Raw genomic sequence first — 15,588 nt, forward strand, 5'->3', positions numbered from 1 at the left:
CTTCAAATCTACTTTGTAAAAATCGTTCTATACGGTAAAACAGAAGAATCAAACGGCATCAGCATAATGCTGTACAAAATATAGCAAACGGCAATTCCAACATACATAAAGAAATTGGACCGCCGATCAAAAATGCGTGTGAAATATGGCAGTAAAATGAGCTGATACAGGCCAAAGTAAATATGAAATCTAGCGTAAATGACATCCTTTGTTGCAAGGATGCCAAACAAGAATCCAAGCAAGCAAAAATTCACAATATAATCACTCTCCGGCGTCAGCTCACGAAGCCGTTTTCGGTAAAAAAAAGCAAGCAGGAGCGGCAGGATCAATACGCCAATTTTTGTTACATTCATTCCATTCGTATTCGTTGTGAGCCATTCCTCGTAATGATCATAAGAGCTCCCTTGCAGCATCACCACAAACACTGAGACAAAGCGATCATAAAGAGCGGTTAATCCTAAGAAAGCCATGCATAAAACAAGCATCATCCATGACCATGCTTTTGTTCTCACGATAAAATAGACAGGGATCATGATGAGTGCAGACGAATGAAACAATGAACACACAAGGACAAGCGGAAAATACAATTTCCACTCGCCTTTGATGACAAACTTGATGGCATAAAATAGAACCGCAGCGACCATATACTGACGCATCCCATTAAACGAGGCGTAGTAATGAAAGGTACCCAGAAAAAGAAGCATACTGAGCTCAAACGGCCGTCCATATCGAACTAGCGTCTTGATAATAAAAAAATAGGTGATGACTCCGACTGTGATATACATGATTTGCGGCTCATGTGTTATTTGATTGAGCATCCATAAGATGAACGTAAACCCTGGATCGGTTGCGGCCTTGTCCACACCGAATCCAAAAATATGCCAAGGCTTTTCATAGTGGACGGAGAACTCATACATCTGTCCATAGGTCACAAAATCGGTTCCTACTTTGTACCGAATACCAGCTACGATACAAAGAAAAACAAACGGAAAAACCACCAGAAGCTTGTTAGGCCGCCAGCCGCTTTGAATGGTATCATCACGCCTGCCATAAAATGAGGCAAAGCTCGACCATAAATAGACCATGATCATGTTCACCAAATAAACCGCCATTATCTAAACCCTTCCTTATAACCCATATAAATCCATTACACGTGTGATGTTCTGTTTCACATCAAATCCTCTTTGTGCAAGCTGAGAGATAATGGTCTCTTGAAGAGGGGATTCTGCATGATAGGCTTCAAGTACCGTCTTCATCCATTCATGTGCTGAGTCCTGAAATGACTTCCGTTTCACAAGTCCGCAACCTAGATCAACTTCTTCTGTAATATGATCTGAAATCACACAAGGCAAACCAGATGCCTGTGCTTCCACTAATACAAGCGGAAGGCCTTCAAACAAGGAGGGCATCACAAAAACATCAAATGCTTTCATATATTGCGGAACCTCCGATACAACGCCCGTAAAGACAATGTCCTCCATCAATCCTGCTTTTTTTGCATACGTTTCAATCTCTTGTCTCAGCGGTCCGTCTCCTACGAGGACAAGCTGAAATGAGACTCCCTGTTTTTTTAAAGCCTGTGCAAGCTCAATGAAAAAAACATGATTTTTTTGCTTATGAAATCGACCGATATGACCAATCACCAGCTTCTTTTCATGAAGTTGGAGCTGTTTTTTCATCTGAACCTTTTCGTCTTGCCCCGGCTGAAAAAAAAGGTCCAAATCGATCCCATTCGGTAACATCTCAACTTGTTTATTTTTCATTTTTTTCTGCCCAAATAAAAAGACACCGGCATCTTCACCGCATGCAACGAGCTGTGTGGAAAAGGCAAAGATCAGCTGACGAAACCCCTTGAGTATCAAGTTGTCAAACCAGCTTGGCGACTGTTTCCAAGCGGTATTATGTGAATGGCAAATGCGCCCCTTGACACCGGCCAATTTAGCAGCAAGTGCGGAAAAGCCTGTTTGAAAGTCAGTATGCGCATGCACTGCCTGATAAGGTCCCGTTCGCTTTATCGTCTTCGCCAATGTGATCACAAAAGCAAAAGGAGAGGACGCCCCAATACTCGGGACATAAAAGATACGTCCCCCGAGCTGACGAATTTCCTCATCGTAATCGCAGGTATCCTCTCGGTGGGTAATGAAATCAAATTGAAGGGCATTCCTGTCGAGTGCACGATAGAGATTCATGATCATGGTTTCTGCTCCGCCGCGGTTCATCCCACCCACAATATGCAGCATGCGCTTTGGCTCACTCACCCCGAATCGTCCTCCTTTTCAACATAGACGCTTCAAGCTTTCGGTGATGATAAAGCCTCATCAAATTAGGTGACAAACAGGCGCGAATCACCGGCTTGAGGGCATATAGATAATCTAACGGCGACAATTTGAATAGCCAGCATGCTTTTAAAACGAGCCAGGCATTATCAATGGAATATCGGAACTTACGGCGCTGAAAGGCCGCTTCATCCTCTCTCACAAGGTATAAGGGTTCTTGTAAATTAAAGCCTTTCCTCCCAGCTTTAAAAAAGCGAATCCAAAGATCAATGTCTTCCATACGTCTTGTTGTTTTCACAGATCGATATCCATTTAATGATTTGTAAGCAGATGCCCTCATCATAATGGTCCCGTGACAAAAAGGAGTTCCTCTTGCCAGCACCTTTCGATCAGGTTCTGATGTAAGTGACCGCACACCTTTCGTTCCCGACTCATCAAAAACTGTCATCGCCGTACCGACCACATCATATTCAGGGTGTGTTTCGAGGAAATGAACCTGTTTTTCTAAACGTGTAGACACCGATAGATCGTCACCATCCTGTCTAGCGATCCATTCACCCTTTGCTTCAGCTAGACAGCGATTCAGACTAGCAGCCAGTCTTTGGTTGTGTTCGTTTCGGAGGAGGCGGATTCTTTCAGGATCATGCTTTAAATAAGGCAACACTTTTTCATATGTGCCATCTGTTGATGCATCGTCACATATGATGAGCTCCCAGTTTTGATAGGTTTGATGAATGATTGATTCAATGCTTTCTTCTACTGTATCTTGGCAATTGTATACGCCCATGATAATTGATACTTTTGGCTTACGCATGCTGTATCACCTTCTCTGCTTGATCTATATAGGTTGTATAAATCTTTTCCATGGCATTAACCGTTTGTTCCTGTGCAAATATGTGAGCTATGGAACGCCCCGCTTTTCCCATGAGATGCTTCTGGTCTTTTTTATGATAGAGCTGCTTTAAATAATCAGCTAAACCATTTATATCTTGCGGTTTTACTAAAAAGCCATTCACCCCATGCTTGACAAGCTCACAGTGTCCTCGATTTTCAGTTGCAATGACCGGTTTCTCAGCAGACATTGCTTCAAGAAGATTCATGCCGAGCCCTTCTCTCCTGCTGGTTGACACACAGACATCACTTAGATGTATCCATTCCTCAATTTGTTTACAGAAACCAGCAAATTGAACATGCTGCTCAAGATTCAACTGACGTACCAGTTTTTCATAGAATGGCCGGCTTATCCCTTCCCCAGCAAACACGATCTTCACATTCGGTATTTTCCTATAAAGCTGTGCACATGCTTTGATAAGCATCTTTTGATTTTTATTGACGTTCAATTCGCCCGCACATAGCACAATAAAATCTTGTGAGGTCAATCCATATTTTGTGCGAAGGCGCTGCTTTTCTTTGTCATCAACTGGTGAAAAACGCTTCATATCTACACCCATGCCGGGAATATAATGGACAGATGCCCGCTCTTTTGACAAACGATTCGCTCTTTTATAATCTTCTCCATTAATGGTGATGAGGACATCTGTATATCGAATGAACCATCTCTCAATCGGGTAGTAAAGCAACCAGTTTTGAAACGGCGCCCCCTTCCAAAAGTGAAACCCGTGTGCGGTGTAAAGAACCTTCGTCCCTTTTTTACGCGTGCTTTTGGCTGCAAGCCTGCCAAGAACACTTCCCATCGGTGTGTGACAATGAATCAAATGGTAATACTCTTTGTCCAGTAGCTTTTTCAAATCCATATAAGCAAGCCGGTTTTGTAAATGAAAAGGGGAACGCTGAATTGGAATAGAGTGAGATTGATCTACATGCGGCAGCTCCAGCTGACCATTTGCGGCCGTATGCACTTCCCACCCTTGTTCCTGAAACCACCGAAAATACGGAAGGTGGAATGCCTTAAAATGATAATCAACCGTTGCGCAAAACAAGACTTTTTTCTTCATTGGCAAGCGTCCCCTCCTCTCTTTTCATCTGTTCAGACAATAGATCATGAGACTCAATCGCAGCAAATAACGATTGTCTCAATTGATCGTCACTCATCATGTCAAATTCTTGGATAAAGCGGTTCAGCACATATGGATCACCATCCAGTGCATGGCCGATATGAATTTTCGGAAAAATTTGCTCCTTTGCTTTTTCATGCTGGTTGAGTAATTCCTCATACATTTTCTCTCCTGGACGAATGCCGGTAAACGTAATCGGAATCTGGTCTGTGGTGTAGCCTGAGAGGTGAATGAGGTTTTCTGCGAGGTCGACAATTTTCACTGGCTCCCCCATGTCTAAAACAAAAATCTGTCTTCCTTCTGCCAGTGCACCTGCTTGAATAACAAGCCTTGATGCTTCTGGGATGGTCATAAAATATCTTGTCATGGCTGGATGCGTGACCGTCACCGGGCCACCTTTTTCGATTTGTTTTTTAAAGATTGGAATAACGCTTCCCCTGCTTCCGAGTACATTCCCAAATCGAACGGCCACAAATTTCGTCTCGCTGCTTGCCCCCATTTGCATGATCAGCATTTCAGCAAACCGCTTTGTGGCTCCCATCACATTGGCAGGGTTGACCGCTTTGTCAGATGAAATGAGGACGAATGTTTCGACTCCGTGCTCATGTGCGGCTTCTGCGACATTTTTTGTCCCAATGATATTGTTTTTCACCGCTTCTTTCGGACTGATCTCCATGAACGGGACATGCTTATGTGCCGCTGCATGATACATGATATCTGGCTGAAATTGACCAACAATTTCACTCATTTTCTGTTTATCTTGAATATCCGCAATTTGTGGATAGAGGCTGATGCTGTCTCCATATAATTCTTTCAGCTCTAGTAAAATAGAATGAATGCTAAATTCTCCATGTCCCACAAGCACAATCGCTTGAGGGGCAAACACACAAATTTGACGACAGATTTCTGATCCAATCGACCCACCTGCCCCTGTCACCAGGATCGTTTTTCCCTTTAAGTGAGCAGATAGACGACTTGTATCTAATTGAATCGGCTCTCTTCCTAATAAATCCTCTGGCTGCACATCCCGTAATTGATTCAGCGCATAGGTGCCTTTTAAAATCTGTTCCATTTCCGGCATGATCTGTGTTTTGACCCCAGTCGCTACACACTCCTTATACAGCCCTTTTAATGTTTGGCTGCTTTTGGACGGAATGGCAATGATGATCTTTTGAATATCCATCATCAAGACAGCTGTTTGAATGTTTTCTTTTCCCCCAAGGACGGGCAGGCCCATGATTTCAAGTTTATGCTTCGTTTTGTCATCATCAATGAAGGCTACTGGCTCAATATGTACATCACTCGACTGCTGAAGCTGACGAACGATAATCGTCCCTGCTGATCCAGCGCCAATGATTAACGCCCGCTCCTTTTCTTCCTGCAACCGCTTTGCGCCATCATGAAATAATCTAGATGCCATCCGAGATGCACCGATGAACAAAACATGGAAAAGCCAAACGATGAACAAGAACCGGAATGGCCATGTTTGTACGAAGAGGTACAACATCGTCATCGAAAATAAAAAAGAACACACAAAGGTCTTCATTAAAGAAAATAACTCTCTAACCCCTGTATATGCCCATATTTGCTTGTACACATGAAAGATGTGAGCAAATAAATGGTGCCCAATGAGCAGACTGAGTGAAGAAATGACGAGCATTTCAAATGTATATACGGTTAACGCCGCCTCTTGGACAAATTGAAAGCCAAAAAAGACGGCAATTAAAATGAGATATGAATCTAGTGCCACGATGATTGATAATCTTTGGGCGTATGTCAACGCTCCTCCCCCTTTTTCAACATCACTATTCTTACGTAAAATGGGCATCAAACCCGTCCTCACACCCCACCTTTGATGACGAGCATCTAAGGCATATCATATGCCCACAGCAGAATCGAGTACCTCCGTTGTTAAAGATTAGGAGACATCACCTATCAGTCTATTTAATACATATACAACCTGCCCTTTTTTTCTTTCTTTCCATTTAGCATAGCTCCAAGCAGTTTGCCTGTTGTTCCTTCTAATACTTCTTTTGACTTCTTCACGGCGGCAATTTTTGTTTTGCCACTTAAAACAACGAGAATGCTACCATCTGTTCGGTTCGCTAGTATTTTTGCATCTGCAACAGGCAGTAGCGGTGTGGAATCAACAATCACCATGTCATATTGCTGTTCAATATCATAAAAAAGCTGCTTCATAACAGAAGAAGAGAGCAGCTCAGCTGGATTCGGCGGAATGGTCCCGCTCGGAAGCAGTTCTAAATGCTCAATCGGTGTAGGTAAAATGGCTTCCTCCAAGCTGCAATTATTTAATAGCACATTGGTTAAACCAGTGTGATGACTCAGGTCAAAGTATTCATGAACCGCCGGTTTTCGTAAATCAGCACCCATGAGCAGCACCCGCTTTTTTTGCTGTGCAAAAACAGCTGCTAGATTTGCAGCCGTAAATGATTTCCCTTCCTTCGGTAAGGAGGATGTGACCAAAATCGACTTCAATCTTGTTTGGATGGATGTGAATTCGATGTTGGTTCGGATCGTACGGAATTGTTCCGCAATGACAGAGTGAGGATTTAATACAGAAATACAGGATAAGTCTCTCTTTTCTCGTTTATTCCTCTTAAAGATCAATGTTCTGTCCTCCCGTTATGACGGAATGCTTGTCTTTTTTTGCCCTCCTGTCTGCTTGCATCTGATAGACACTGCCGAGCGACGGCAGCCCGATCTCTTCTCTTATTTGATGTGTTCGTTTTACAGTATCATCGAGTAGATTCATTAAGAAAATGAGTGTAAGGCTTCCTAATAAAGAGGCGCCTAGTGCCATAACGATGTGAACGAATTTCCTTGAATTCATGAGAATCGTGTTTGACAGCTTGGCTTCAGACAAAACGTTAATACGATCCATATTCATGGTTTTTTTGATTTCTTCTTGCAGCACCTCTGTTGCCGTATTAGCGATCGCGACTGCTTTCGCACGGTCTTCATCTTGTACAGTAATATTTATGACCTCAGACTCATTTTCTGTACTAGTGGCAATTTTGTGTTTTAATCCTTCAGCCGATTCTGTGAGATGTAGCTTTTCCTTTACTTTTTCAATGACAATGGGACTTTTCAACAGGACTTGAAAGGTACGTGTATATTGAAGGTTCATCTGAATATCGTTTAAATTCGCTTGTGCGTCATTGCTTCGTTTATGAACAAGAATTTGAGTGGTTGCCTGATATACAGGAGTTGAGACATAGAACTGATAGTAGGCTGAAATGCCCGTTACGATCAGGACAATCAGGATCAGAAGGGCCATTTTCTCTTTAACGACAGAAAACAGCTGCTTAAAACCTATATTCTCATTCATAGATCCTCCCCATTTCATCATTAAAAGGTTATATATGGTTTCTTTTTGTTAATGATTGGATTATAAAAGATAATACCCGCAAAGAAAAATGTCATAATAGGTCTTGTAGTTCTTTTTAAAGAACGAAATCGTTCGTTTTCTTTTGTTTACTTCCTGTTTCTTATGTTTTTGAATTTTATAAAGAACAATTTATTTTTTATAATGAACGAAAAGGTCGCAGAACTATTCTTCAGGGAGAAGGGAGATCATATATCGAATGATAGGAAAGGTGATACGTATTTACCGAAAGAGGAAAGGATACTCGATTCATCAACTGGCTGAAGAGGCCCATGTCTCTAAGTCCTATTTGAGTAAAATTGAGCGTGGTGTCCACCGAAATCCATCTGTCCAGTTTTTAAAAAAGGTAACCTCTTCACTAGAAATTGATTTACAAGAGCTGTTTGATGCAGAGACGATGATATTTCATTACTCTGAGGGTGAACAGGAATGGCGGGAACATGTAGTTAATGCCGTCCAATGTGGCATGCCAAAAGAAGAGCTGTATCAGCTACTTCAAACCTTTAAAAAGGAGCAGGAAGAAAAGACACTACATGTCACCCATAGAAAGCTGACTGATTCAAATCTGTCAGAGTGGAAGCATCTCATGAGTGAAGCGAAGGCTATTGGCTTAACCATTGAGGAAGTAAAAGCGTTTCTTACCAATATGGGAGAACAGCGGGCGTAAGCCTTTCAGGAAGGACCAATTTGCGGGGAGAGGCGTCAGATGACGCCTCGATGAAATAGAGCCTTTTATCATCAAAAGGCTCTGTTTTCTCTTATTCTTCTTTTTTTGTTCGTGCTTTTTTCGTAATATCATTGTTTTTCCAATAGGCCCATAGCGATGTAATCCCAAGAAAGGCTAATGTAATGAATTGCTGAACGCCTTCTTTATCAATGGGAATTGGGCTTTTCCCGGCAGCGGTTAGAGCACTGTTAACAAGCGCCAATAAAAGCAACACAAGCCTTGTGATCGTACCTGCACTAATTTTTTGAACTTTCAACTGTAGACCCTCCCTTTCCCTTCACGCAGAACTGTACTGCTCGTTCCCTCTCATATGTATGCAATAAGCGAATGAATAGAAGAAAGAATTAAAAAAAGAGACATCATTCCTATGTCAGAAATGATGCCTTGATCGTGTGTTTTTATTTTTGAAAACATTTTTTTGCTACATCCATTGCCATTTTATTGCCTAGTGCTGTGAGTAATCGAGCTATGGCTGATCTACAATCGGATTACTTGGTTTTTCTTCACGGCTTTAGTCCTTTCCAGATTGGTGTCTGTTCTAACTGTTTGAATACCGCTGCGCTTTATCATCAGGTTGACGACGACAAAAATAGCATCTGCATCAAATTCAGGAAGCACCTCTGAGAAATTACTTCAAAAGGCCTTTTGCTATCCAGCTTTTTTACACCATCTGCAGGTGTCAGTCCTATATCCTCGTATAAAATAGGACTCATCGGGCGCTTCATACAAATTACACGTTTTGGTTGAGGTGTTCGCTTATCCTGCAAAATTGGTTTCATTCTTTACTTCATTAAAAGTCAATTTGAAAATGAGAATATAATATCAAAATGATAGCTGTCAGCCCCTGAAAAATAATGTAAGGCTGAGGATACTAGAGGCGATGTTTCTTTTCTCCTGCTTTTTTGGAAAAAACGACCTATCATTATTGATGATAGTTTGGAAAATAGTTGACATCCCCTATGAAAATCACCTAAAATTACAAAAGCAAGTCAAATGTTATAAAGATATTACAAAGAGATGTCAAACGGATAAATAATGACCCGTCATATGAGAGGAGAAATGAAAGTTGTGTCAGTAAAGGGAAAATGGAGTATGATGCTATTTGCGCTTGCTATCGTCATTGGAGCAGTTGCTTTCTTTCAAAATCAGCAAGCAAGCGGTACAAAGAAGAAAAATGTGAAGCAGGATACAAATTATAAAAACGTCGAAATTGTCACCCTCGTAAATGACGGGAAATTTATGAGATATGCAGTCAACTATCCTCTTTTTCATCAAAAAAAGCTAGATGACAAGATCCAAAGCTATGTAAATTCAGCATTAGAGCATTTCAAAAAGACATTCAGTGAAGCAAAGGATATTGATCAAAACAAGCGCTTTGAACTGAATATTGATTATGACATGGTGCATTATGCTAAACAATCCGCTGCCATTCACTTTACGACCTATACCTATACAGGTCAGCAAAAAGGGACCACCCATAGTGTAACGATCAATTATGATTTTCAGAAAAAAGCCTTTCTGGACACAGAAGATTTATTTCAGCCAAAAACGAATTATTTAAAGCAATTATCCTATATTACATACACAGAGCTTCAAAAGGATAAAACCTTATCTAAGGATCAATCTCTCCTTCAGAAAGGAACAGCCCCTACTACTCAAAACTTCAGTCAATTTGCCTTGAAAGAGAATTATGTAGAGTTTTATTTCCCAGCATCTCAGGTGGCCGCAGAGGATCTTGGCCCGCAAACGCTGGCGATCAAAAAGACGTTGCTGAAAGACATACTGAAGCCAGAATATATGAATAAGACAAAAAATCAGAATGAAATCAAAGAACCAAAACCAAAAAGAAAAGCCGTCGATCTGCCGCAAAAATCAGAGCTAGATCCGAACAAAAAATCCATTGCACTCACATTTGATGACGGCCCGAATCCAGAGACAACCTCAAAAATTTTAGATGCGCTTAAGCAAAATAAAGGCCATGCCACCTTTTTCGTATTAGGCAGCAGGGTGCAATATTATCCCTGGATGCTTGCCGATATTTTAAAAGGCGGGAATGAGATCGGAAATCATACATACAACCATCCTTTATTAACAAGACTTCCTCTTAAGCAAGCGGTGAAACAGGTAAAGGATACGCAGCAGCTGATTGAGAAAGCCAGCGGTTATACACCTTCGCAATTTAGACCGCCATATGGAGGAACAAATCAAGAAATCAATCAAGCGGTTGGGATGAACGTTTCTTTATGGGATATTGATCCTGAGGATTGGAAAATTCGTAACAGCGAGCAGATCACAAGCCTTGTTCTCTCACATGCAGCAGATGGCAGAACGGTATTAATGCACGATATCTATGACAGCTCAGCTCGAGCAGCAGTGAAGATCATACATGAGCTCACCAAACAAGGCTACCAGCTTGTCACAGTCAGTGAACTTGAACAATTGAAAAAAGAACGAAACGAACCAACCCCTGTGCATTAAACACAGGGGCTTCTTTTATGCCTCTAACGACTTCTTTTTTTTCAATAATGCTTGAAATGTCTCTTCCAGCTCCTGAGATGGCTCTATACTTAAGCGGCTGATCACTTCAGACAACTGCATATCAATTAACAAAATCTCCTCTTCCCTCTTTGTCACAGCTTGCTTTTTTTCCTTTTGGTTATACTCTTCATATGTGCCATCAAACCGTTCAATGGTTCCTTCGTGAACATGCAGAATACGAGTGGCGACTTGCTTAATGAGCCTCCGATCATGGGAGACAAACACAACGGTACCTGGGTAATCTTTTAAAAGTCCTTCAAGCGCTTCTACTGCCGCAAGATCTAAAAAGTTCGTCGGTTCATCAAGCATCAGGACATTAGCATCACTGACGAGTAGTTTCGCAAGCAAAGTCTTTACCCGTTCTCCCCCGCTTAACACACCAACTGGTTTATACACATCATCTCCTCTAAATCCAAGTCTCGCTAAAACCGTTCGAATCACCGTCTCATCTTGAATAGCCTGTTCAAGCGCATTGTGTAAGATCGATTCATCTAGCTTCAGTCCTAAAAGATCCTGACTGAAATAGCCTATCTTGACAGCTTCTGAACGAGAGATATCGGGATGTCCGTTCACAAGCATTTGGAGAAATGTCGTTTTGCCGCTCCCATTCTTCCCGATGATGGCAACTTTGTCTCCGCCACTCACTTCAACATTCGCCTGCTTCCAAAGAATTTGATCACCAACTATTCCATCTACATTATGGACCCGTAAGATGGTCCGGCTTGCCACTTCCTTCATCGTATTCTGAGTCATTTGAATGGGCTGTATGTCCTTTACTTTCTCGACCTTTTCTAATTTCTCCATTCTTGTTTCAATGGATTTGGCTGTTTTTTGAAGCTTTTTTTGCTTGTTTGCGTAGTAAGGTTTCGCAATTCTAGGTCCTGAGGATTTCAGTTTTTGGGATGGCTTTGTGGCTTTGTCGGCTTTTTTCATTTTCTTTTTCAGCGCATTCTCTAACTGTTTTTTCTTTTGTGTATAAGCCTCGTACGCTTCCACTTGCTGACGATGCGCCAGTTCTTTTTGCTGTGCAAAATGCGTGTAGTTGCCTTTGTATTGTTTGAGCATCCCATCATCTAGCTCCCAAATGTCTGTACATACCGCATCTAAAAAAGTGCGATCATGTGAAACGACAATGAGGGCACCTTGGTAATCGCGTAACTTTCGTTCTAGCCATTCAATGTGCTCTGTATCTAAATGTGTCGTCGGTTCATCTGCTAATAAAAGGGCAGACGGACGACTTAGAGCTCTTTCAATATATGTCTGGGTTATCTCTCCACCACTCTTTCTGCCATCTGCTTTTTTCAGCTGAGGAAGCAGCGTACAGGTCGTTGTGGCAGCAAAAGTTCCACTGTCAGGTTTTTCTTGACGAGCCAGCACATGCAATAAAGTGGTTTTTCCACTGCCATTTGTCCCCACAAGTCCAATGCGATCGCCTTGATGGATGGCAATCTCCTCTATATCAAATAACACCCGATCCTTTCGAAACACCTTTAACTGATTGGCTTTCATTAACATCCCATCCTCCCCTTTCATATCAGGAGACATGAAAAAGCCTCCCATTCTCAGAATAGGAGGCAAATTGGTGTACAAAAATAAGCGTATTGATACAGAATGACATGCCTTTCATCAAATGAACACAAATTCCCCGTATCAATCACCTCATTCCTTGATTCCCAAGCTGTACCATCCTATTCCGAAGCTAAAAAATGAAAACGCAGCAAACATGGCAACACATGTCGTTTCTTACTGCCTTCGTTCTTTCATTTTGCTTACAGGTCATAGGATTAGTACTTCATTGCATTGGGTCACCCTTCCATCGTTTGTTACGTATACGATAAAAGATTGGTTATTTTTTGTCAAGCCTGAAAAGACATGAGTTTAATCATTATTGTAATATAGGTATAAAAAAGATCTTCGGTACCAACGTAATTGGCATCGTAGTTCAAGTGTAGTCTCTGATGGTTCTTTCTCTAAAGTTCTGCGCAGTCATTACGGTTATAACCGCATCTAATGCGTCTTGTATTGTCGTGAATGATGAACGAATCCGATCGCTACTTCCGTTGCGCCTATTCCCTTTCCGTCTTCTTGTGATCGCCATAATAAAAAGCCTCCCGGAAATTATTCCGCAAAGCTTCGTAGAGAATCGGTCTAGGTTGTCCGCAAAGACACGAAATCGGATAAAAACGAATGTCCTTTTCTTCCCTGATCGTGGCATTAACGGACCGTTGGAAAACGTTGATATAACGGGCGTTAAACGTTAGGACGCGCTCGGAGGGATTCGAACCCCCGGCAGACGTGGTACCGGAAACCACCGCTCTATCCAACTGAGCTACGAGCGCACGATATGTTTTTTGAACGTCAGCATAACAAATTATAAGGGAAATGTTGCAAAAAAGCAATGATTAATCATCAGTCGTGATGATGTATTTTCTTCTTTCAGATACATATACTCATATGATGGTTTTAAGTGGAATGATTTTGGGAAAAATGGATAAGGGTATTTGATTTTAGGTCAGCATTTTGTTTGACCTTTATTGACCAAAAATGTATCATTGAATTACATACTACCTAAAAGGTGAAGGAGGAACATTATGAATTTAATACCTACAGTCATTGAACAAACAAATCGTGGGGAAAGAGCTTACGACATTTATTCTCGTCTTTTAAAAGACCGTATCATCATGCTTGGTTCTGCGATTGATGACAATGTTGCCAACTCCATCGTGTCACAGCTTCTTTTCTTAGAAGCCGAAGATCCAGAAAAAGATATTTCTATCTACATTAACAGCCCTGGCGGTTCTATCACAGCTGGTATGGCCATTTACGATACGATGCAATTTATTAAACCAAAGGTATCAACTATTTGTATTGGTATGGCTGCATCAATGGGTGCGTTCCTGCTTGCTGCTGGTGAAAAAGGTAAGCGTTATGCCCTTCCAAACAGTGAAGTCATGATTCACCAACCACTAGGCGGTGCCCAAGGTCAAGCAACAGAAATTGAAATTGCGGCAAAACGAATCCTTTCTTTACGCGATAAACTGAACCAAGTACTTGCTGAACGTACTGGTCAACCAATTGAAGTCATTGAGCGCGATACAGATCGTGACAACTTCAAAACAGCGGAAGAAGCACTTGAATATGGACTCATTGACAAAGTCTTGACCCGTAATACAGAAGACCAAAAATAGTCACAGAACCAACCGTCTGTTTCTTTGAACAGACGGTTTTTTGTTGTTCAAATGCTTTAAGACAGCTCCGTCCATTTCTTCTGAAGAGAAGGTGTTTGATAAGAAGCCATCTGTGAAATTAATGCTTCCGGCTCTCCGGAAGCATTCAATAATTGAAGGTGTGATTCATTTGAAAAGCCTTCCTGTACACTGAATGTCACCATATCAAGGAGCGGCTTGAAATAGTCATTCACTTGATACAATCCGATTGGCTTTTGGTGAATTCCGATTTGTGACCAGCAAAGCACCTCAAATAATTCTTCATATGTACCAAAACCACCTGGCATGGCAATAAATCCATCGGCCAGCTTGCTCATTTTCGCTTTTCGTTCATGCATCCCTTTTACTTCTATTAATTCTGATAGCTCTTGATGAACAACCTCTCCTCTAAAAAGCCCTTTTGGCATGACGCCGATCACATGCCCGCCATTTTTCAATACCTCATCCGCAATGACTCCCATTAATCCAATTCGTGAGCCGCCGTATACAAGACGGATTCCCTGCTCTGCCATATAAGCGCCCAGCTCGACAGCCTTTTGTTTGTATATGTCATTCACACCTGGATTTGAACCAGCAAACACACAAATCGTTTTCATCAAAACAGCTCCATCTCTCTCTATGATTTTTTCACCCACTCATTCTACTATAGATGATTGTAAAAAAACAGCCACTTTGTCTATATATAGTGTAGAATTAATAGATGAACACCATATAAGGAGCTGTACGAAATATGCAAATAACTGAGATGGAAAAGTGGATCAAGGATTTTTACGAAATGAGAAAATGGACAGAATACGGGCCGTTTATCCGATTAGGCTTCCTCATGGAAGAAACGGGAGAACTCGCTCGTGCCGTCAGAGCAGTAGAAATTGGGCGCGATCGGCCTGATGAGCAAATACAAGAGGCATCTCAGTGAAAAAAGGAACTCATTGAAGAGATGGGAGATGTGTTAGGGAATTTACTCGTTTTAGCTGATCTCTATGATGTGTCATTAGAAGAGGTCTTTTCCTCTCATCAACAGAAACTTACACAGCGTTTTTCTGGTGAGAAAGAGCAGGCAAAAAGCTTATAGGTGCTGTGGCGAAATATCATCGGTTCGTTCAAAGAAATGCTGCTTTCCGATGTGATGAAAAAGACCCGTACGATGCAAAAGCTTTCGATGTGATTGAAGCCCAACAATCATGAGTTTTCCATTATGATGCTTTAAACGATTGGAGATAAAAAGTTACTACCAGTCTCTTTATCGGTAATTCTAAATGAATACCCATCTGGAGCGTAAACTGACAAAGAAAATTAAATGACTCATTCGCTTCTTTTATCATTGCAGTGAAAAAGTCATCATTCAAATAGCTATTAGGAACAATAAGAGCTAATATTCCCCCTGCGCCATTTTTCTTAA

At 41.5% G+C, this 15,588-nt stretch carries 13 protein-coding genes, 1 tRNA gene and 3 pseudogenes; 4 read left to right on the forward strand and 13 right to left on the reverse strand.

Going from position 1 to position 15,588, the window contains the following annotated elements; translation table 11 throughout:
• Window positions 1–8: 8 nt before the first annotated feature.
• From WAX46_RS03165 to WAX46_RS03195, 7 genes are all read right to left on the reverse strand, one after another.
• Complete coding sequence (locus WAX46_RS03165) at window positions 9–1,112, reverse strand: EpsG family protein (RefSeq protein WP_336493342.1); 1,104 nt, start codon at window positions 1,110–1,112, stop codon at window positions 9–11.
• A 15-nt stretch (window positions 1,113–1,127) separates the two neighbouring features.
• Window positions 1,128–2,258, reverse strand: coding sequence for a glycosyltransferase family 1 protein (locus WAX46_RS03170; protein ID WP_226567205.1), 1,131 nt, complete (start codon window positions 2,256–2,258; stop codon window positions 1,128–1,130).
• Window positions 2,251–3,090, reverse strand: a complete 840-nt coding sequence (locus tag WAX46_RS03175; protein WP_226567206.1) for a glycosyltransferase family 2 protein — start codon at window positions 3,088–3,090, stop codon at window positions 2,251–2,253. Before WAX46_RS03175 ends, WAX46_RS03170 begins: the two co-directional genes overlap by 8 nt.
• A complete protein-coding gene (locus tag WAX46_RS03180) occupies window positions 3,083–4,231 on the reverse strand; it encodes a glycosyltransferase family 4 protein (RefSeq protein WP_226567207.1) in 1,149 nt (382 codons plus the stop codon). The genes WAX46_RS03175 and WAX46_RS03180 overlap by 8 nt, the downstream gene beginning before the upstream one ends.
• Window positions 4,197–6,071 (reverse strand): polysaccharide biosynthesis protein, encoded by a 1,875-nt coding sequence (locus WAX46_RS03185; protein ID WP_336493343.1) that lies wholly within the window; start codon window positions 6,069–6,071, stop codon window positions 4,197–4,199. Before WAX46_RS03185 ends, WAX46_RS03180 begins: the two co-directional genes overlap by 35 nt.
• Window positions 6,072–6,235: 164 nt before the next feature.
• Window positions 6,236–6,919 (reverse strand): CpsD/CapB family tyrosine-protein kinase, encoded by a 684-nt coding sequence (locus WAX46_RS03190; RefSeq protein ID WP_336493344.1) that lies wholly within the window; start codon window positions 6,917–6,919, stop codon window positions 6,236–6,238.
• On the reverse strand, window positions 6,909–7,640 hold the full coding sequence (locus WAX46_RS03195) for a YveK family protein (RefSeq protein WP_226567210.1): 732 nt from the start codon (window positions 7,638–7,640) through the stop codon (window positions 6,909–6,911). The genes WAX46_RS03190 and WAX46_RS03195 overlap by 11 nt, the downstream gene beginning before the upstream one ends.
• A gap of 256 nt (window positions 7,641–7,896) precedes the next feature.
• Between WAX46_RS03195 and slrR the strand changes: the two genes are divergently transcribed.
• The gene (gene slrR / locus WAX46_RS03200) at window positions 7,897–8,364 is read left to right on the forward strand and encodes an HTH-type transcriptional regulator SlrR (protein ID WP_226567211.1); all 468 of its coding nucleotides are present in this window, start codon (window positions 7,897–7,899) and stop codon (window positions 8,362–8,364) included.
• Between the two features lie 91 nt (window positions 8,365–8,455).
• On the opposite strand, the gene WAX46_RS03205 is transcribed toward slrR, so the two are convergent.
• Together WAX46_RS03205 and WAX46_RS15720 are read right to left on the reverse strand one after the other, a co-directional pair.
• Window positions 8,456–8,680 carry a phage holin gene (locus tag WAX46_RS03205; protein ID WP_226567212.1) on the reverse strand — a complete coding sequence of 75 codons (225 nt, stop codon included), beginning with the start codon at window positions 8,678–8,680 and terminating at the stop codon, window positions 8,456–8,458.
• Window positions 8,681–8,822: 142 nt separating this feature from the next.
• Window positions 8,823–9,176 (reverse strand): annotated as a pseudogene (locus tag WAX46_RS15720) (iron-hydroxamate ABC transporter substrate-binding protein); the annotation flags it as partial.
• A gap of 316 nt (window positions 9,177–9,492) precedes the next feature.
• Here WAX46_RS15720 and WAX46_RS03210 point away from each other — a divergent pair.
• Complete coding sequence (locus WAX46_RS03210; RefSeq protein ID WP_312887857.1) at window positions 9,493–10,902, forward strand: polysaccharide deacetylase family protein; 1,410 nt, start codon at window positions 9,493–9,495, stop codon at window positions 10,900–10,902.
• Window positions 10,903–10,917: 15 nt separating this feature from the next.
• Here WAX46_RS03210 and abc-f read toward each other — a convergent pair whose 3' ends face one another.
• Both abc-f and WAX46_RS03220 read right to left on the reverse strand, forming a co-directional pair.
• A complete protein-coding gene (gene abc-f / locus WAX46_RS03215) occupies window positions 10,918–12,477 on the reverse strand; it encodes a ribosomal protection-like ABC-F family protein (protein ID WP_336493360.1) in 1,560 nt (519 codons plus the stop codon).
• A gap of 748 nt (window positions 12,478–13,225) precedes the next feature.
• Window positions 13,226–13,301: transfer RNA gene (locus WAX46_RS03220), tRNA-Arg, on the reverse strand.
• Window positions 13,302–13,553: 252 nt separating this feature from the next.
• Between WAX46_RS03220 and clpP the strand changes: the two genes are divergently transcribed.
• Window positions 13,554–14,150, forward strand: a complete 597-nt coding sequence (clpP, locus tag WAX46_RS03225; RefSeq protein WP_336493345.1) for an ATP-dependent Clp endopeptidase proteolytic subunit ClpP — start codon at window positions 13,554–13,556, stop codon at window positions 14,148–14,150.
• 56 nt (window positions 14,151–14,206) lie between these two features.
• Here the strand turns inward: clpP and WAX46_RS03230 are convergent, their stop codons facing one another.
• Complete coding sequence (locus WAX46_RS03230) at window positions 14,207–14,785, reverse strand: TIGR00730 family Rossman fold protein (RefSeq protein WP_336493346.1); 579 nt, start codon at window positions 14,783–14,785, stop codon at window positions 14,207–14,209.
• Between the two features lie 134 nt (window positions 14,786–14,919).
• Between WAX46_RS03230 and WAX46_RS03235 the strand changes: the two are divergent.
• A pseudogene (locus tag WAX46_RS03235) lies at window positions 14,920–15,261 on the forward strand (MazG nucleotide pyrophosphohydrolase domain-containing protein).
• Here the strand turns inward: WAX46_RS03235 and WAX46_RS03240 are convergent.
• Window positions 15,256–15,408 (reverse strand): annotated as a pseudogene (locus WAX46_RS03240) (hypothetical protein); the annotation flags it as partial. The pseudogenes WAX46_RS03235 and WAX46_RS03240 overlap by 6 nt on opposite strands.
• Window positions 15,409–15,588 lie beyond the last annotated feature (180 nt).

This window comes from Bacillus sp. FJAT-53060, assembly GCF_037104745.1.
Classification (GTDB): domain Bacteria; phylum Bacillota; class Bacilli; order Bacillales; family Bacillaceae; genus Bacillus; species Bacillus stratosphericus_B.

What these genes read in the sequence shown, in the direction of transcription:
- WAX46_RS03165 (WP_336493342.1), bottom strand. Translation starts at nt 1,112, where the DNA reads ATGGCGGTTTATTTGGTGAACATGATCATGGTCTATTTATGGTCGAGC.
- WAX46_RS03175 (WP_226567206.1), bottom strand. Translation starts at nt 3,090, where the DNA reads ATGCGTAAGCCAAAAGTATCAATTATCATGGGCGTATACAATTGCCAA.
- WAX46_RS03180 (WP_226567207.1), bottom strand. Translation starts at nt 4,231, where the DNA reads ATGAAGAAAAAAGTCTTGTTTTGCGCAACGGTTGATTATCATTTTAAG.
- WAX46_RS03195 (WP_226567210.1), bottom strand. Translation starts at nt 7,640, where the DNA reads ATGAATGAGAATATAGGTTTTAAGCAGCTGTTTTCTGTCGTTAAAGAG.
- slrR (WP_226567211.1), top strand. Translation starts at nt 7,897, where the DNA reads ATGATAGGAAAGGTGATACGTATTTACCGAAAGAGGAAAGGATACTCG.
- abc-f (WP_336493360.1), bottom strand. Translation starts at nt 12,477, where the DNA reads ATGTTAATGAAAGCCAATCAGTTAAAGGTGTTTCGAAAGGATCGGGTG.
- clpP (WP_336493345.1), top strand. Translation starts at nt 13,554, where the DNA reads ATGAATTTAATACCTACAGTCATTGAACAAACAAATCGTGGGGAAAGA.
- WAX46_RS03230 (WP_336493346.1), bottom strand. Translation starts at nt 14,785, where the DNA reads ATGAAAACGATTTGTGTGTTTGCTGGTTCAAATCCAGGTGTGAATGAC.